Source organism: Allobosea sp. TAF32 (assembly GCF_052113585.1).
Classification (GTDB): Bacteria; Pseudomonadota; Alphaproteobacteria; order Rhizobiales; family Beijerinckiaceae; genus Allobosea.
In genome coordinates this window covers 483,702-499,804 of the sequence record NZ_JBFRDM010000008.1, presented here as the reverse complement: position 1 = coordinate 499,804, position 16,103 = coordinate 483,702, and the positions used below count along the sequence as shown (strand labels likewise).

Annotated in this window: 16 protein-coding genes; 6 read left to right on the top strand and 10 right to left on the bottom strand. The window is 66.2% G+C overall.

The window, feature by feature from the left end; translation table 11 throughout:
- Nucleotides 1-27: 27 nt before the first annotated feature.
- From AB4Z16_RS19595 to AB4Z16_RS19580, 4 genes are all read right to left on the bottom strand, one after another.
- Nucleotides 28-816 carry an ATP12 family chaperone protein gene (locus tag AB4Z16_RS19595; RefSeq protein ID WP_441513011.1) on the bottom strand — a complete coding sequence of 263 codons (789 nt, stop codon included), beginning with the start codon at nt 814-816 and terminating at the stop codon, nt 28-30.
- Between the two features lie 42 nt (nt 817-858).
- A complete protein-coding gene (locus tag AB4Z16_RS19590; RefSeq protein WP_441513010.1) occupies nt 859-2,319 on the bottom strand; it encodes a methyl-accepting chemotaxis protein in 1,461 nt (486 codons plus the stop codon).
- Nucleotides 2,316-2,630: an SAM-dependent methyltransferase gene (locus AB4Z16_RS19585; RefSeq protein ID WP_441513009.1), complete on the bottom strand. Its 315-nt coding sequence runs from the start codon at nt 2,628-2,630 to the stop codon at nt 2,316-2,318. Before AB4Z16_RS19585 ends, AB4Z16_RS19590 begins: the two co-directional genes overlap by 4 nt.
- 124 nt (nt 2,631-2,754) lie before the next feature.
- Entirely contained in the window at nt 2,755-3,753 is a 999-nt protein-coding gene (locus AB4Z16_RS19580; RefSeq protein ID WP_441513008.1) for a P1 family peptidase, read from the bottom strand.
- 173 nt (nt 3,754-3,926) lie between these two features.
- Here AB4Z16_RS19580 and AB4Z16_RS19575 point away from each other — a divergent pair, with 173 nt between their 5' ends.
- Entirely contained in the window at nt 3,927-4,556 is a 630-nt protein-coding gene (locus tag AB4Z16_RS19575) for a Spy/CpxP family protein refolding chaperone (RefSeq protein ID WP_441513007.1), read from the top strand.
- Between the two features lie 118 nt (nt 4,557-4,674).
- On the top strand, nt 4,675-5,391 hold the full coding sequence (locus AB4Z16_RS19570; RefSeq protein ID WP_441513006.1) for an MgtC/SapB family protein: 717 nt from the start codon (nt 4,675-4,677) through the stop codon (nt 5,389-5,391).
- 57 nt (nt 5,392-5,448) lie between these two features.
- On the opposite strand, the gene AB4Z16_RS19565 is transcribed toward AB4Z16_RS19570, so the two are convergent.
- Entirely contained in the window at nt 5,449-5,691 is a 243-nt protein-coding gene (locus AB4Z16_RS19565) for a hypothetical protein (RefSeq protein WP_441513005.1), read from the bottom strand.
- Nucleotides 5,692-5,900: 209 nt separating this feature from the next.
- Between AB4Z16_RS19565 and AB4Z16_RS19560 the strand changes: the two genes are divergently transcribed.
- Both AB4Z16_RS19560 and AB4Z16_RS19555 read left to right on the top strand, forming a co-directional pair.
- Complete coding sequence (locus tag AB4Z16_RS19560; RefSeq protein ID WP_441513004.1) at nt 5,901-6,053, top strand: hypothetical protein; 153 nt, start codon at nt 5,901-5,903, stop codon at nt 6,051-6,053.
- A gap of 500 nt (nt 6,054-6,553) precedes the next feature.
- Complete coding sequence (locus AB4Z16_RS19555) at nt 6,554-6,769, top strand: DUF1059 domain-containing protein (protein WP_441513003.1); 216 nt, start codon at nt 6,554-6,556, stop codon at nt 6,767-6,769.
- Between the two features lie 252 nt (nt 6,770-7,021).
- Here the strand turns inward: AB4Z16_RS19555 and rpsD are convergent, their stop codons facing one another.
- Together rpsD and murI are read right to left on the bottom strand one after the other, a co-directional pair.
- Nucleotides 7,022-7,639 carry a 30S ribosomal protein S4 gene (rpsD, locus tag AB4Z16_RS19550; RefSeq protein ID WP_441513002.1) on the bottom strand — a complete coding sequence of 206 codons (618 nt, stop codon included), beginning with the start codon at nt 7,637-7,639 and terminating at the stop codon, nt 7,022-7,024.
- A 316-nt stretch (nt 7,640-7,955) separates the two neighbouring features.
- Nucleotides 7,956-8,816 carry a glutamate racemase gene (murI, locus tag AB4Z16_RS19545; RefSeq protein ID WP_441513001.1) on the bottom strand — a complete coding sequence of 287 codons (861 nt, stop codon included), beginning with the start codon at nt 8,814-8,816 and terminating at the stop codon, nt 7,956-7,958.
- A gap of 135 nt (nt 8,817-8,951) precedes the next feature.
- Here murI and AB4Z16_RS19540 point away from each other — a divergent pair, with 135 nt between their 5' ends.
- Nucleotides 8,952-9,878 carry a bifunctional helix-turn-helix transcriptional regulator/GNAT family N-acetyltransferase gene (locus tag AB4Z16_RS19540; protein ID WP_441513000.1) on the top strand — a complete coding sequence of 309 codons (927 nt, stop codon included), beginning with the start codon at nt 8,952-8,954 and terminating at the stop codon, nt 9,876-9,878.
- A 12-nt stretch (nt 9,879-9,890) separates the two neighbouring features.
- Here the strand turns inward: AB4Z16_RS19540 and AB4Z16_RS19535 are convergent, their stop codons facing one another.
- Nucleotides 9,891-11,168: a flavin monoamine oxidase family protein gene (locus AB4Z16_RS19535; protein WP_441512999.1), complete on the bottom strand. Its 1,278-nt coding sequence runs from the start codon at nt 11,166-11,168 to the stop codon at nt 9,891-9,893.
- A 357-nt stretch (nt 11,169-11,525) separates the two neighbouring features.
- Here AB4Z16_RS19535 and AB4Z16_RS19530 point away from each other — a divergent pair, with 357 nt between their 5' ends.
- On the top strand, nt 11,526-13,808 hold the full coding sequence (locus AB4Z16_RS19530) for a TonB-dependent hemoglobin/transferrin/lactoferrin family receptor (RefSeq protein WP_441512998.1): 2,283 nt from the start codon (nt 11,526-11,528) through the stop codon (nt 13,806-13,808).
- 55 nt (nt 13,809-13,863) lie between these two features.
- Here the strand turns inward: AB4Z16_RS19530 and AB4Z16_RS19525 are convergent, their stop codons facing one another.
- Together AB4Z16_RS19525 and AB4Z16_RS19520 are read right to left on the bottom strand one after the other, a co-directional pair.
- Nucleotides 13,864-14,691 (bottom strand): RNA methyltransferase, encoded by an 828-nt coding sequence (locus AB4Z16_RS19525; RefSeq protein WP_441512997.1) that lies wholly within the window; start codon nt 14,689-14,691, stop codon nt 13,864-13,866.
- Between the two features lie 182 nt (nt 14,692-14,873).
- Nucleotides 14,874-16,013, bottom strand: coding sequence for a dipeptidase (locus AB4Z16_RS19520; protein ID WP_441512996.1), 1,140 nt, complete (start codon nt 16,011-16,013; stop codon nt 14,874-14,876).
- Nucleotides 16,014-16,103 lie beyond the last annotated feature (90 nt).

Genomic DNA, 16,103 nt, shown 5'->3' with positions numbered 1-16,103 from the left:
TGAGGGCTGGAGGTTGCTAACGGTCTCTCAGCCCTTCGCCAGCAGAAGCGCCGCGGCGTCGAATTCGCGGCGGCGGATGGCGCGGCGCTCGGCTGCTTCCTCGTCCTGGCCCCAGACGGAGATCTGGTAGTCCTCGTCGAGATGGGCGGCCTCCCAGGCCGCTTCCGCATCGATCAGCCCATTGGCGAGGGCGAGCAGTATGATCGTGGAGCCCGTCAACGTCATGACGTTGTGTGCGCCCGCCAACGCGAGCGGGGCGGAGATCTTCTCGACTCGCTGAGCGATGGCGGCCAGCGTCTCGGGCGGCTGCTCGGCGAAGACGACGCCCTCGGCCAGAACGAAACGGGCGCCGATCAGCGCCTCGACGCTCTTCAGGACGGGCTGCCAGACGGCGTCGTAGCGCGCGACGAGCGCCTCCGGCTCGCCGGCGCGATAGCAGAGCGCGTCCGAAGCGGCGTAGCGCACGATCTCGGCGCGAACCGCTTCCTGCTGATCCTCGACGCCGTCCAGCGCCGAATTGACGAGACGCGTGAGCGGCATCTGCGCGGGGTCGATCCGCTCGGCCTGCCGATCCCATTCGGCGGCGAGCGCCTCTGCGACGTCGCGAGAGCCGACCGCCAGCGGCTTGCGCGCCGGGGTGCGGGCGGTCCGGCCGTCGAGGGCGACATGGAACAGTCCGTCGCGCTCCAGCACGCCGGCCTCCTTGTAGAAGCGCGCGGGCAGGGGGTTGCGCATGGCCTGCTGGGCGGCCGCCACGGGATCGGGCTGGCTGGCGCCGGGCGAGCCGAAGCGGGCGAGGAAATCGTCAGTGGACATGGCGCTGCCATAGCGCATTCGCGCCGGGCATGAAACCGGGCTTCAGGCAGCGCGGACACGCCCGAGGAACTGCGCCACCTCGGCATCGAGATGGGACGACTGGAGCGAGAGCTGATCGGCTGATTGGGCGATATGGCTCGCGGCTTCATCGGTCTCGGCGGCGACGCGGCTGACGATATCGATGTGGCCGGCGGCAGCGATCGTCTCATCGGAGGCCTGGCGAATGTTGTCGGCGATGCCTGCCGTCGCCACGTTCTGCTGTTCGACGACGACCGCGACCGTGCCGGAGATCTGGTTCAGCGAGCCGATGGTCGCGTTCATCGCGTCGATCGCCGCGACGGCCTCGTAGCCGGAACGATGGATCGCCTCGATCTGCCCCTGGATTTCTTCGGTCGCGCGCCAGGTCTGGTTCGCCAGGGACTTGATCTCCTGCGCCACGATGGCGAAGCCGCCGCCCGAGCGGCCGAGGCGCGCGGCCTCGATCGAAGCGTTGAGCGCCAGCAGGTTGGTGTGCTTGGCGATGGTCGAGATCACGATTGCGATGTTGCCGATCTCGTCGGCCTTGCGCGAGAGGTCGCCGACGGTGTGCAGAACGTCGCCGGCCTGCAGGGTCGCGGCGCCGACGATGCGCGCCGTTTCCGTGACTTGCCGGTCCACCTCCGCGAAGGACTGCGCCAGCTCGGCGGTGACCTGAGTGACTGCCACGACGTTGGACGAGGTCTGCCGCGAAGACTGCGAGGCTGCGGTCGAGCGCTGCGACACCTCGAGCGCTCCGTTCTTCATCTGTTGCGCAGCCGCGCGAAGAGACTGCACGGAGGCGATCACGTCGCGCGCGATGCGGGCGATCACGTGCTCGAAGTCATTCGCGACGCCATTGAGGATGCGCTGCCTGTCGCTTGCCGCCCTGGCCGTGGTCTCGGCGACATCGCGGCGGGCTTCGTCGGCGACCTCGCGGGCGGCGTCTGCCTGGCGGCGTTCGGTTTCCGAGATTTCGAGGGATTGCCGCAAGGACCAGACCAGCCAGCTCAGCGCTGCCGACTGCATGACGACGATCAGGCCGTGAAGCAGGACGCGGCCGATATCGTTGCCGTTCAGGAAGACGCCGGCCGGCTGCAGAAGGCTGAGGAGGAGATGATGGGCCGCGATCGCGATGGTAGCCGGGACGAAGACGCGCCAGTCCAGCCAGCCGGCGAGCACGGCCAGCACGGCGAAGAAGTACATGTGCATGTCGGATTGGTAGGGATGCCCGGCAAAGGCGTAGACCAGCAGCATCACCTGGCCGAGCGTCGCGATACTGGTGATCTGCCTGGTGGCCCAATCCGTGCCACAGACACGCCAGGCCAGTGTGCCGAGCGCGGCCAGCGCCACGCCCGCCAGAACAAGCGACCCCCTGCTGATCAGAGGCTCGGCGAGCGGGGCGAGCGCCAAAAGGCACGCGTTGATCCACAGCAGGAGGAGGAGCAGACGGGCGAAATGCGCGCGGAACCGGGCGACGTCATTCATCGGCTGCTCCATGCGGCAGAGCCTATGCAGAGTCGGGCGAGGCCAGCGTCGATCACCAGCCACGCTCCGGCCTGATAGAGCGCGCCTACGAAATGGTCGTCTTCGCCGAGCGTCACGGTGACGGCGGATGTCGTGTCGATCCGGATCAGGGTGCCGCCGGCCGTGGCAATGGCGGCGGACATATCGCGCGACGAACTGCCGGCCGGGAAGAAGGCCGCGACGGGGCGGCCTTGCACCGGCCACGCCGCGATCAGGAAGGCACCTAACGCCGCGGCAATGCCGCAGACCAGGCCAAAGCCGATCTCCCGCATCCTGCCCCCCGAGCCTTCCGGCCTTGCAGGCTGAACCTATCGCTCAGGTTGCAGGAGCAGGCTTGCGATTTAGTAAATCGGCTACGGTTTGGAAGGGGCGCGCCCGCGGCGGTCGCTTCGCGGCTCAGCCGCCGAACCGGTCGCACCAGGCCGGGCTGGCTCCGGCGAAGGGCAGCGCCGATGCGGCATACACGCCGCGGGCGACAGCGCGGGCCAGGACATCGGCTGCGGTGGCGCAGAGCTCGGTGAGAGCGAAAGCGTCGGATGGCGCGCCGCTATGGCCCGTCGCCGCGGCGAAAACGATGTCCCCGTCGAGTGGGGCATGGGCAGGCCGCAGGGCGCGGGCAAGCCCGTCATGGGCTGCGAGCGCGAGCCGGCGGGCCTGGGCCTTGGTCAGCACGGCATCGGTCGCGACAAGGGCGATCGTCGTATTCTGGCCGGTGCCTCCCTTGAAACGAAGGGCCGTGTCGCCCGGCGCGATCGTCGCCGGCCAGCCGAGCCCACCGAACTCGCCGTCACGCTCATAGGGCGCGGCCCAGAAATGCGGGCCGTCTCCGATCGTGGCGGTGCCGACGGCGTTGACCGCGACGAGGGCGCCGACGATCTGCCCGGTCGCGGCACGGGCGCTGGCCGAGCCTATGCCGCCCTTGAGGTTGGCTGTCGTCGCGCCGAAGCCCGCGCCGGCGGTGCCCAGTGCGAAAGAGGTCGAGGCGGCTGCAGCGGCCTTTGCGCCCAGCTTGCCATAGGGCGTCTCGCCGTCTCCACGCGCCCAAGGCTTCTCGCCGCCATTGGTGAGGTCAAACAGGATGGCCTGCGGCACGATCGGGACGCGGAAGGCGCCGACCGGGAACCCGCGCCCTTCCCGCGCCAGCCAGCCCATCACGCCGTCGGCAGCGCCAAGCCCCCAGGCAGAGCCACCGGAGAGCACGATCGCGTCGATATGCTCGACCGTCATCTCCGGGATGAGCAAGGCCGTCTCGCGGGTGCCGGGCGCACCGCCGAGCACGGCGGCGGAGGCCACCGTCGGGCGCTCGAAGATGACGGCCGTCACGCCGGTCGCCGCCGCAACGTCATCCGCATGGCCGACATGGAGGCCACGGACATCGGTGATAAGGTTTTGCATGGAACGTCCGATGGCGAACCGAAACGCGTCGCGCGCGTTGTCGCCACATTACGATCTTTTCATCTTGAAGCCATTGCCGGGTCAGACATCCGGAGGCAGGCTGACCGCATCGCCAATCGGCTTCGAGACCCGCTGAGCGACATACCGACCGGACTGCCTCAAGGGAGATTCCCATGAAATCCATCGCCCTCATCGCCGCTTCGTCGATTGCGATGCTCGCCGGCACCCTCGCATTCGCGCAGCCACAGCCGGTTCCTCCGGCAGGTGGCGATCAGAAGCAGCAGGAGCGTACCGACAGCCGCGACCAGCGCCGGCAGGATTGGCGCGAGCAACGCGCCGAGCGTGCCAAGGCGCGGCTTGACGAGCGGCTGGCGAAGGTGCGCGCGGATCTCAAGCTCAAGCCCGAGCAGACCCCGCTGTTCGACAAGGTGGAGGCGCTCGTCAAGCGACGGAGCGAGCAGCGTGTCCAGCAAATGGCGGGGATGCGGGAGGAGCGCGAAAAGCTGCGCCATGCCGATCTGATGGAGCGCCTCGATGCAGCGGCCACGCGGCAGAATGAGCGGGCGATGCGTTCCAAGGAACTCGCCGATACGCTCCGGCCGCTGTGGGTGACCCTCAGCGACGAGCAGAAGACCGTGCTGCGCCGCTCGGTGCGTGAGGCGATGGCGGAAGGACGCGAACGCTTCCGCGAGATGCGGGCCTGGCGCGGCGGCGGACAGCAGGACGAAGACTACCGCGGCCAGCGTCGCTGGCGCGACCGGGACGACCGCCGCGATCGTGGCGGCTATAACGACGACGAGTGAGCCGGGTTTGCGTGCTCCGTTTCCGTTCCGCGCTGGATCCTGACGACACCACGCCTCCGGCTTGCCGGAGGCGAACCTCCATGCGAAGCACCGCTGCCTGCCACGCGAGTCAGCGGCCATGCGCTTCATTCAGACCTTCGAACTCGCGCCTTTCCTGGACACGGTCGTCAGCCTGACGGCCGCTTTCGTGCTGGGCATGCTGATCGGCGCCGAGCGGCAATACCGGCAGCGCACTGCCGGCTTGCGCACGACCGTTCTCGTCGCGCTCGGGGCTGCGGCCTTCGTCGATCTCGGCATGCGCATCGAGGGAGCGTCCGGCGCGATCCGGGTGATCGCCTATGTCGTTTCGGGCATCGGTTTCCTGGGCGCGGGCGTGATCATGAAGGAGGGCACCAACGTTCGCGGCCTCAACACCGCGGCAACGCTTTGGGGCTCTGCCGCCGCGGGGGCCTGCGCCGGCGCGGACATGATCGCCGAAGCCGCGCTCGTCGCGGTCTTCGTCATCTTCGGCAACACGCTGCTGCGGCCACTCGTCAACGCGATCAACCGCATCCCGCTCAACGAGCGGGCGCTCGAGGCGACCTACGAAGTCGTTGTCACCGCGCGGACCCAGGCGCTCGCCGAGGTGCGCGAGACGCTCGTCGAATATCTCGAAGCGGCGCAATATCCGGTCAGCGACATTACGACGGTCGAGCGCGGCGAGGACTCGGTCGAGATCGTTGCCAAGCTGATCAGCACGGCGGTCGACCGGAAAGAACTCGATCAGGTCGTCGACAGGCTGGCACGCCTGCCGACTGTGAGCCATGCGACCTGGGAGAGCAGCACCGCCGACTGACCGGGGCTGTCATTGCAACCGGCCGTGTCGGGACGCTGCCGATCTTTGTTCAGGCGCTCAGCCGCCGACGGAGTCGGTCACGCATTTCTTGGTGAAGCTGGTCTTGGCGGCGCCGGCCAGCTTCTTGTCCGCCGCCTGCTTGTCGCAGGCCGAGGTCGCGTCCTTCTCGCATTTGGTCAGGAAGCTGGTCTTGGCAGCGCCTGCAAGCTTCTTGTCGGAAGCCTGGATATTGCAGCTTTGGGCATAGGCCAGGCTCGCGGAGCAGGACAGCGCGAGGGCAATCAACAAGGTTTTGGTCATGGCGAATCTCTCCGCGGTAGCGAGGACGATGATGACGCTACGGCATTAGGGCGGGAGTGAGAACGGATTTCACCGCTTCGCCCTGATTTTGCCGAACTTGCTAACATGCGGATCTGAAATGCGATTTCGCGATTTACCGTATCCCTTCAGATCGAATTCACGGCTTGCCGTTTACGTTTTGTCAGGAAACGCAATGCGAGAGGTTAGCCATGAAGCAGACGTGGTCAGCTTGGGCGATGCGAGCCTTCATCGGCTCCGTCTTTGTGGTGTGCCTTTTCGGGCCCTATGCGCTGTCGATCCTGATCGGCTGCATCGGGCTGGGCTGCTACTTCTTCCGCGATGAGGTCGGCTCGCATCTGTAAGCGATGCTTATCCGCCGCGGCGGCGCGGCCGTTCACAGGATGCGGCGCAGATGGCAGGTCTTTGCCGTCCCGCCTCGGCCGTCCGAACCCCAGTTATGGCCGGAATGGCCCGGCGTCCGATCATAAAGATGGATGACCGCACGCCGCTTGCGATCGAAGCGTCGGTTCGAGACATCATGGCCTCCGACGCGGACATTGCAGCAGAATGCCCTTCGACCTGAGACGTCGATAGCGTCGCTGGATGGGCGCAAAGGGCGAGCCAGCCGAGAGCGCAGGCGGTCCGGGAATTGCGAGCCAGGGTATCGGAATTTCCGGGCAGTTGTCACCTTCATGAGCATCGGTGAGCTTGGAGAAGGCGTGCCGGGTGCGAATGCTCAAGGTTGGAAGAGTGCCAGGAGCTTCATCTTTTTGCGACGACCTCGGCATGGGCGTATGGTGACTTGCGCAGCCTGCCGCTGTTGCGACGGAGGCGCGTTTGCTTTCTCCCGAGGGAGGGCGCCATGGGACGCAAGTTCATCGACTGCCGGGCATTTCCGAGCGAGACGAAGTGCTCAATCGCGATCAGCGCCGATACTGAAGACGAACTCCTGGAGGCGGCGGTGCAGCACGCCGTCGCCGTGCACAAGCATCAGGATACGCCCGAGCTACGCGACCAGATCAAGAGTGTCATGAAAGACGGCATGCCGTCCGAGCGGGCGCCGGAGCGCGCCGCTTGACGCGCCAAACGCGACGGATCCGTTCGAGCCCGAGCGGGCGAGGGGTCTGGCGGCGATGGCGATGAGGACCCGAGGGCCGCCGTCGGGGGCGAGGCGGATTGGCCGCAGAATCTCGCCGGGGCGCCTTGGGGGGCGGGCCGCAGACGCGCCGCCGAGCCGAAGGAGGCGCCGGAAAACAATTGGGGGAGGGCAAAATCTTGCCCTCCCCCAAGATATTCAAAACAACGGATATTCCTACCCGTTCCGAACGGCTTAGCGCGAGTAGAACTCGATGACCAGGTTCGGTTCCATCTGCACCGCATAAGGCACGTCCGACAGCGTCGGGGTGCGGGCGAAGGTGGCGGTCGACTTGTTGTGGTCGGCGTCGATGTAGTCCGGAACGTCACGCTCGGCGAGGGTGGCCGACTCGATGACGATGGCGAGCTGGCGCGAGCTCTCCTTGACCGCGACGACGTCGCCCGGCTTGACCTGATAGGAAGCGATGTTGACGCGCTTGCCGTTCACGGTGACGTGGCCGTGGTTGACGAACTGACGAGCCGCGAAGACGGTCGGCACGAACTTGGCGCGGTAGATCACGGCGTCGAGACGGCGCTCGAGCAGGCCGATCAGGTTCTCGCCCGAATCGCCCTTGAGGCGGATGGCCTCGGCGTAATAGCGGCGGAACTGCTTCTCGGAGATCGAGCCGTAGTAGCCCTTCAGCTTCTGCTTGGCGCGCAGCTGAGTGCCGAAGTCGGACGGCTTGCCCTTGCGGCGCTGGCCGTGCTGGCCGGGGCCGTACTCGCGGCGGTTGACCGGGGACTTGGGACGGCCCCAGATGTTCTGACCGAGACGGCGGTCAATCTTGTACTTTGCCTCATGGCGCTTCGACATGTCGCGTGTCCTCTATGGTTCGCGAGTTTGAGGACCGCGCCCTCCTGCTCCCCCGCGAATTGGCCGGGGCGACAGATCCGGCTTCCGAAGGAAAGCGGATCACGGGTGCGGAAAAAGTCACGCGGCCCCGTGAGGAGCCGCGCGACGGAAGGGCATATGGCGCAAAGCCGGCTTCGAGTCAATTCCGGCAAGCCGGAAAGCGAAACTCAGCACCGGTAGCCAAGGTGGCGGTCATGCGGTGGCGATGCCCGCCAACGCACCTGCTTCGCCGCGATCCTCGCCACCGTAGGAAACGGATCGACGGAATCGGAGTTCGCTAGCTCGCCAGCGGCATGGGCTCGATCGCGACATGAGCGAGGCCATAGCCGGCAAGCGCGATGCGCAAGGGACCGCTCAGCCCGGCGCCGGAGGTGAAGATGGCGGTGGCTTTCGGGCAGGGAACGTCGCCGACCGGGCCGAGCAGCGCGACGACGCGGCGCGCGATCGCCGGAGCAGGATCGATCCATTCCACGGGCCAGGGCGCGAGCCGCTTCATCCGCTCGAGCAGAAGCGGATAATGCGTGCAGGAGAGCGTGACCACGTCGGTGCGTCGGCCGTTCGTCTCGACAAAGCAGGGGGCGATCTCGGCGAGCAGAGCGTCGTCAGCGACGGATTCGCCCTTCAGCGCCTGCTCGGCCATGCCCGCGAGCCGCGTCGCGCCGACGAGCGTGACGTCGCAGCCGCCAGCATAGGTCTCGATCAACTCGCGGGTATAGACGCGCGCCACCGTGCCGGGGGTGGCGAGGACTGAGATCATCCCGCTTTTGGTTGCGACCGCAGCGGGCTTGATCGCGGGCACTGTGCCGACGAAGGGGATGGCGAAGCGCGCCCGCAGCGTCGGCAGGACCAGCGTCGAGGCCGTATTGCAGGCGATCACCACGAGGTCGGGATGACAGCGGGCGATGAGCCGCTCCATCACGGCGAGGATGCGGCCGACAAGGGCGTCTTCGGTCAGGCGGCCATAGGGGAAGCCGGCATCGTCGGCGGCGTAGACGATATGGGCGCCTGGGCAAGCCTGCGCCGTGCGCGACAGCACGGTGAGGCCGCCAAGCCCGGAATCGAAGACCAGGATGGTGGGTTGGGGGCGCGGGATCGCAAGGGGGCGGTATCCCGTTCCGGCGAGGAGATCGACCTGCATGTCAGCGCCGTGAGACGTCAAAGCTCGACTTCGCCAGAGACCGGTTAAGGGAGGGTCAATGCCGCGTTTCTGTCCCGTCTCGAATTTAGTCGACTCCGTCAACTAAATTCATTGGTCTCCGGTTGGAGGTGAGTCATGGACATCGGCGAGACCGAAGCCATCGCGGCGATCCGCAGGTTCAATCGCTTCCATACCCTCTGGGTCGGCGGACTCGGAGGCAGCCTGCATGGCTCCGGCATGTCGCTGACGGAAGCGCGTGTGATCTACGAGCTGGCGCAGCGCGACGATTGGCGGGCGGCGGAACTGGCCGGGGCTCTCGATCTCGACCCGGCCTATCTGTCGCGCATCCTGCAGCGCTTCGCGATGCGTGGGTGGCTCGACCGCAGCCGCTCTTCGGCCGACGCGCGAGCTTGGCGCCTGCAATTGACCGATGAGGGCATAGCCGTCTTCGCAGCGATCGACCGCGCGTCGGATGCCCAGGCGCGGTCGATCCTGTCGCGGCTTCCGCTCCCCGAGCAGGCCGCACTGGTCGATGCGCTCGCCACGGCGCAGCGCCTTCTTTCGGGGGAGCGGCAGACCCGTCCTCGTCCCATGATCCGCGAGCACCGGCCGGGCGATATCGGCTGGGTGATCGCGGCTCATGGGCGGCTCTATGCCGAAGAATATGGCTGGGATCAGAGCTTCGAGGCGCTCGTTGCCGAGATCGCCGCCAAATTCCTGCGCGACTTCAAGCCCGGCCGCGAGCGCTGTTTCATCGCCGAATTGGAAGGGGCCACGGCCGGCTCCTCCTTCGTCGTCGAAGAGGACGAAGCGACCGCGAAGCTCAGGCTCGTGCTGGTCGAGAAGCGTGCGCAAGGGCTGGGGCTGGGCAAGGCGCTGGTGCGCGATGCCGTCGATTTCGCCCGCGATGCTGGCTATCGGCGGATGGTGCTCTGGACCAACGACATCCTCCATGCCGCCCGCGCGGTCTATGTCGCGGAGGGTTTCAGGCTGGTTGCTGAAGAGCGGCACCATTCCTTCGGTCGGGATCTCGTGGGGCAGAATTGGGAGCTGCTGCTCTAGCCCGAGGAGCCGTCAGGCCTTCAGCCGCGCGAGTGTCGCCGCTGCCGCCCGGCCAGCGAGCGTGGCCCCGCCCACGGTCATCGCGCCGCCGCCCGCAGTCGCCTCTCCTGCAATAAGGAGGCGCCCGCCAATGGGCTGGGCGAGGGCTTCCCGGGCCTTCTCGTGGCCGGGATCGCAGACTGAATAAGAACCGCGCGCGAACGGATCGGTCCACCAGGCCGGGAAGGATACCGCCTTGACCGTTTTGCGGAATTCGGCGCCGACCATCTTCGCGAGGAGGTCGACGACATGGGCGCGCGCTTCTTCCGGGCCAGCCTCGGAGATTTTGCGCGCATAATCGCCGCCGCAATAGCCGATGACGATGTCCTTGCCGTCCGGGTACATGTCGAAATTCATCATGCGCTCGGGTGCGCCGGTCTCAAGCAGGCTCGCACCCGGCGTGAGGCCGAAGCGGTCGCCCTCAACCTTGAGCGCGATCTTGGTCAGGGCTCCCATGTGCAGCCCTGCGAGAGCGTCACGGGTGGCTGTCGGAAGGTCCGGGGTAAAGCGGATGGCGCCTGACTTGAGCACGCCGACCGGCACGGTGAGAATGCAGGCATTGGCGCGGATGTCGCCCGAAGGCGTGGCGACCGTCACGCCCGATCCGTCCCAGCGGATAGCCTCGACCGTCTGATTGAGGCGAATATCGAGGCCTGCGGCGGAGCGCGTGACGAGATTGCCGTAGCCTGAGGGGACGACGAGATCGTCGCCGGCCCAGAGACGCTGATAGTCGCGCGCTGAAATCCGGCTTGATTCCTCTCCGATCGAGAGCAGCAAACCCGACGCCGCGACGGGGGCGCTGTCGGGGCCGAGATCGCCGAGCAATTCTGCGATCGACATGTCGCGACCAGTGAGATCCACCGTCTCGAGCCGCCTGTCGATCTGGTTGAAGGCATCGCGCCGGCGTCGACGATCGGCGTCGGCCATGGGGCGCCCGTCGGTAAAGACCCGGAAACCGCCACCCTGGGGTTCCGATGCGGTCTCGACGCCGAGATCGCGGGCGATCTGGACCCATGGGTTGCGCTCTGCCCAATGGATGAACATCGCGCCCGCGTCGTATGTCGCGCCGAGGGAAGCATCGGTGAAGGCGCGCCCGCCGATGCGGCCGCGAGCCTCCAGCACGATCGGCTTGCGGCCGGCTGCGCGCAAGGTCTGGGCTGCGGCGATGCCTGCCGCTCCGGCGCCGACGACGACGACATCGGCATCGGTCGCGGCGAAGGAGCGCCCCGCGACGGAGAATGCGGTGACCATGGCGCTGCCCCCAGTCAGCAGCCTGCGGCGGGTCATTCTGGCATGACGCGGATTCATGACACGACAATGCGTGCTGCCGACGACGTTGCAATGGCGGAGACGCCGACGAGGCGGGTTCGACGATCACGACATCGGGAGCAAAGCTCTGCCGCAAGAATGGTCGTGTAATTCTACATTAGAATAGTTCTTTTTTGGAACGAATCCATTGTTTATGCGAATGTTGTTCGGCAATTGACAGTATACGATTCGATCAATATCGGTCCGGAACCTTATATTATCGTATAGGGTCTTCTTTATACTCATTTTAAATTGCCGTTCAGGGCCGAAGGCTCGTGCGGCAAGGACGGGATACGGGCGATGGGGAATCTTTCCGGCCGGCTTCGCGGCAGCGTGGCGCTTGGAAGCCTGGCATTGGCGCTTTTTGCTTCGACTGCCGAAGCGCAACAGCGGAACCAGCAGGCGGCGCCTGCACCAAGCTCGGTCGGCGAGGCGCCGGTCGTGCTGGATCAGATCAATGTGCAGGGAGAGGGCGTGCCGGGCGGTGCGCTGGTGAGCGGGCCGACGACGACGCGCGTCACGCGCCAGGAACTCGACCGAGAGCAGATCCAGAGCCTGACGGACCTGTCGAACCGCGTCGAGGCGGGCATCACCTTGAACCGCCAGACCAACTCGCTCAATATCCGCGGCCTCGATGGCGCGCGCGTACTGACGACGATCGACGGCATCCGCCAGCCCTTCCTCATCGATACCCGCGTCAATCGCGGCGCCCAGAACGCCTTCGATTTCGATTCACTGTCGACGCTCGATCTGCTGCGCGGCGGCAGCGGCGCCAGCACACTCGGCAGCGGTGCGCTTGGCGGCGCGCTTGCGGTGCGGACGCTCGATCCGGAAGACCTGCTGCGCGATGGCCGCTCCTACGGCGCGCTCGCCAAGACCGGCTATGACAGCACCGACCGCGCCTGGTTCGGCAGCGCGGCAGCGGCCGCCAGGACGGGGAATACCTCCATGCTGCTGCAGGGCGGCTTCCGCAACGGGCACGAGACCGACAACAGGGGCGACAACAAGACGATCGGTGCAGCGCGCACGGCGCCCAACCCGGCCGACTTCAACCAGTACAACTTGCTCGGCAAGATCTATCAGGATGTCGGCGAGCACCGTTTCGGTATCCAGGGCGAGTTCTTCAAGCGCGCCGACCGGGTGCAGACCCGTACGAACACCGTTTCGCTGACCGGCAATTTCCGTCCCGGCTCCTACGAGACCGGCGAGGATGTCGAGCGCAACCGCGTTTCGCTGAGCTACGACTACAAGATGCCGGGCTCGTTCTTCGACGAGGCCCATGCCGTGGCCTATTGGCAGCGCCTGAAGCGCAACGACCTCGTCAACGCCTGGCGCTACACCAGCATCGTCGGTCCCTATGCGCGCGACAACGAGAACGAGGAGAATGCCTACGGCTTCAACGGCCACGTGATCAAGAACTTCCAGACCGGCGCGCTGACGCACCGCCTGCTGCTCGGCACCGAACTGCGGATGTCCTCGCTCGAGCAATTCTCGTCGGGTGTCGACAACTGCCCGGCCAGACCGGCCTCCGGCCTCTTCACCGCGCCGTACACCACCTGCAACAACCTGCACACCAACCAGGCCGACCAGCCGAAGGTCGACGGCAAGCTCCTCGGCATCTACGCGCATGACGAGATCGGGATGCTCGACAACCGGCTGCGCATCACGCCCGGCGTCCGGTTCGACTGGTATGAGGAAGTGCCGCAGAACACCCCGGCCTATTTCGCAGGCGGGTCGCGGCCGACGAGCCTGCCGCGGTCTTCCAGCGATACTGGCTGGTCGCCGCGCATTCGCCTCGAATACGACGTCCTCAAGAACGCTCCGTGGGTGAAGGACGTGACCTTCTTTGCCCAGTGGGCCAAGACTTTCCGCGCCCCGACGGCGAACGAACTCTATGGCCGCTTCGGCGGGCCCGGGACCTATTTGCGCATCGGCAATCCGGACCTGCGTCCGGAAGAGGGCAACGGCATCGATGTCGGCTTCCGCTTCGGCGACAAGCAGGTCGGCGGCTCGGTCACCTATTTCTACACGAAGTATCACAACTTCATCGAGCAGCAGCAGATCGCCCCGCCGGACGCGATCTACCCGCAAGGCGGCATCACGAGCTTCCGGAACATTCCGCGCGCCGAGATTCAGGGCGTGGAAATCAACGGGCGCTATGCCTTCACGGAGAACTGGCTGGTGCGCGGCTCCTTCGCTTACACCCGCGGCGTGAACCAGACCGACAATACCTACCTGAACTCGATCCCGCCGGTGCAGGGCATCCTCGCCATTGCCTATGGTACGGATGCATGGGGTGCGGAGGTCTCGACCAAACTCGCAGGCAAGCGCGATAACGTCGCGGCAACCACCGGCTCCAATCAGGGCTTCCGGGCGCCCGGCTACGCGATCTTCAATGCGTCGGCGTGGTGGCGCCCGATGCCGCAGATTGCAGACCTTGAATTGCAGATCGGCGTCTATAATATCTTTGATCGCAAGTACTGGGATGCGGTCAACGTTCCTACCGGCGTGCTGGCACAGGCTCGCGATTACTATACCGAGCCGGGCCGCACCGTGAAGGCGACGTTGAAGTATCAATTCTGACCGGGTGTTTCGAGACCCCCCGACCAGACGAGCCGGCCCTTCGGGGCCGGCTTTTTTATTCTTCAGGCCGCTCGGGCGTCTCGGCCTGCCGCGCCAGCAGACGCGCTTTCTTGGGGCCTTCGACGAGTGACTTGAAGACACCGCGCAGCGTGCGTGCCTCCTGCTCGGTCATGTCGAGGCGGTGCAGGATGTCGCGCAGATTCGCGGTCATGACCGGCTTCTTGCCGGCCGGGAAGAAGCCGCAGAGATCGAGCTCGCCTTCGAGATAGTCGAACATCGACAGGATCATCTCGCGTTTCGCCGGCGGCGACGGGTTGTTCTCGCGGAAGGGAGGCTCGCCTCCCGTCGTCTTGAACCATTCATAGCCGTTGAGCAGTACGGCCTGGGCGAGGTTGAGCGAGGCGAAGGCCGGGTTGACCGGAAAGGTCAGGATCGCATCGGCAAGGCTGATCTCCTCATTGGTCAGGCCGATGCGCTCGCGCCCGAACAGGATGCCGACGCGTTCGCCGGAGCCGATGCGGCCCGCGACTTCCGGCATCGCCTCGGCCGGCGTCAGCACGCGCTTCATCTGGCCGCGCTCGCGGGCCGTCGTCGCCAGCACATGGTTGAGATCGGCGATCGCCTCGGCCGCGCTGGCATAGAGCCGGGCGTTCTCAAGGATATGCGTTGCGCCGGAGGCGGCCGCAGTCGCGCCCTTCTTGAGGCCGCCGCCGCTGGGCCAGCCGTCGCGGGGAGCGACGAGGCGCATCTCGGAAAGGCCGAAATTCGCCATGGCGCGGGCGCACATGCCGATGTTCTCGGCGAGTTGCGGCTCGACCAGGATGACGATGGGGGCGGCCGCCTGGACGGACGGGCGGGTGCGGTCAGTGCCGGAACCGGTCATGGGAGAAATGAAATCTTGTTTTCGAGATGAGGTCTTGATCACGCCCGCGATGGCCGGGCGTGATGGCAAGCTCATACGTCATGCTCGCCTCTGTGGCGAGCATCGACGTCTTGAAGACGAATTCCGACAGGAGAAGACGTGGATGGTCGGGACGAGCCCGACCATGACGAGGCTCGGAGCTTTCAGCCCGCCGCCTGCTCCACCGCGCGCAGCACGCGCAGGGTGTTGCCGCCGGCGAGCTTGGCGAGGTTTTCCTCCGACCAGCCGCGGCGGATCAGCTCGGCGATCACCGACGGGAAGGTCGTGGTGTCCTCCAACCCGTCCGGATTGACCCAGCCGAAGAAATCCGAGCCGATGCCGATGTGATCATGGCCGATGCGCTTGGCGAGGTATTCGACATGGTCGCAATACCCCGGCAGCGTCGCGGTCGGGCGCGGGCCTGACTTGGCGACGATCTCGGCCTCGACCTTTGCATAGTCCATGCTCTCGGGCGTCTTGCCGTACTGGTCCTTGGCCGGGCGGTGCCAGTCGCGCGAGGCTTGGCTGATGAAATCCGGCACGAAGGTCGCCATCACGACGCCGCCATTGCCGGCGACGCGGTCGAGCACGTCGTCGGGGACATTGCGCGGATGGTCGCAGAGCGTGAAGGCGTTGGAATGCGACCAGACAACGGGTGCGCTGGAGACGTCGAGCGCGTCATGCATCACCTTCGGCGCGACATGGGCGAGGTCGATCACTATGCCCAGCCGGTTCATCCGGCGCAGGACATCCTTGCCGAAATCGGTGAGGCCGTTGTGGCGCGGCGCATCGGTGGCGGAGTCGCACCAGTCGGTGGTGTCGTTGTGGCAGAGCGTCATCAGCCGCACGCCGAGATCATAGTAGGCGTCGAGCGCATCGAGTTCATTGTCGAGCGCGGTGCCGTTCTCGATCGTCATGAACAAGGCGATGCGGCCCTCCGCCTTGGCGACCTCGACATCGGCCGCGGAAAGGCCGGGACGGAATGCGTCTGCATGGCGCTTCAGGATGTCGCGCATCAGCGCGATCTGGGCCAGCGCGAAGCCGGCGGGCTTGGCCTGCTTCGGCGGGACATAGGCCGCGAAGAACTGCGCCGCCATCTTGCCGGCCTGCATGCGCGGGATATCGGTGTCGCCTTCCGCGTGGACCTTGTCGAGGCCGTAGGCGGCGACATCGCCCTTCGCGTTGCGGTCCTTGCGGATGACGTAGGGCAGGTCGTTATGGCCGTCGATCAGTGGCACACGGTCGAGCAGGGCGAGCGCGGCGGCGTAGGCATTGTCCTGGACGGGCGGTTTGGCGAGGGCCATGGCGAGGTCTCGGTGAGAATCGGGAGCCGGATCGTGGCAGGGCGCGGACTGGCAGGGGAGGGGGCTTGGCGCAGGGCTGACCGTCTTCCC

Coding starts and splice junctions, on each gene's coding strand:
- AB4Z16_RS19595 (WP_441513011.1), bottom strand. CDS start 816: ATGTCCACTGACGATTTCCTCGCCCGCTTCGGCTCGCCCGGCGCCAGC.
- AB4Z16_RS19590 (WP_441513010.1), bottom strand. CDS start 2,319: ATGAATGACGTCGCCCGGTTCCGCGCGCATTTCGCCCGTCTGCTCCTC.
- AB4Z16_RS19585 (WP_441513009.1), bottom strand. CDS start 2,630: ATGCGGGAGATCGGCTTTGGCCTGGTCTGCGGCATTGCCGCGGCGTTA.
- AB4Z16_RS19580 (WP_441513008.1), bottom strand. CDS start 3,753: ATGCAAAACCTTATCACCGATGTCCGTGGCCTCCATGTCGGCCATGCG.
- AB4Z16_RS19575 (WP_441513007.1), top strand. CDS start 3,927: ATGAAATCCATCGCCCTCATCGCCGCTTCGTCGATTGCGATGCTCGCC.
- AB4Z16_RS19570 (WP_441513006.1), top strand. CDS start 4,675: ATGCGCTTCATTCAGACCTTCGAACTCGCGCCTTTCCTGGACACGGTC.
- AB4Z16_RS19565 (WP_441513005.1), bottom strand. CDS start 5,691: ATGACCAAAACCTTGTTGATTGCCCTCGCGCTGTCCTGCTCCGCGAGC.
- AB4Z16_RS19560 (WP_441513004.1), top strand. CDS start 5,901: ATGAAGCAGACGTGGTCAGCTTGGGCGATGCGAGCCTTCATCGGCTCC.
- AB4Z16_RS19555 (WP_441513003.1), top strand. CDS start 6,554: ATGGGACGCAAGTTCATCGACTGCCGGGCATTTCCGAGCGAGACGAAG.
- rpsD (WP_441513002.1), bottom strand. CDS start 7,639: ATGTCGAAGCGCCATGAGGCAAAGTACAAGATTGACCGCCGTCTCGGT.
- murI (WP_441513001.1), bottom strand. CDS start 8,816: ATGCAGGTCGATCTCCTCGCCGGAACGGGATACCGCCCCCTTGCGATC.
- AB4Z16_RS19540 (WP_441513000.1), top strand. CDS start 8,952: ATGGACATCGGCGAGACCGAAGCCATCGCGGCGATCCGCAGGTTCAAT.
- AB4Z16_RS19535 (WP_441512999.1), bottom strand. CDS start 11,168: ATGGTCACCGCATTCTCCGTCGCGGGGCGCTCCTTCGCCGCGACCGAT.
- AB4Z16_RS19530 (WP_441512998.1), top strand. CDS start 11,526: ATGGGGAATCTTTCCGGCCGGCTTCGCGGCAGCGTGGCGCTTGGAAGC.
- AB4Z16_RS19525 (WP_441512997.1), bottom strand. CDS start 14,691: ATGACCGGTTCCGGCACTGACCGCACCCGCCCGTCCGTCCAGGCGGCC.
- AB4Z16_RS19520 (WP_441512996.1), bottom strand. CDS start 16,013: ATGGCCCTCGCCAAACCGCCCGTCCAGGACAATGCCTACGCCGCCGCG.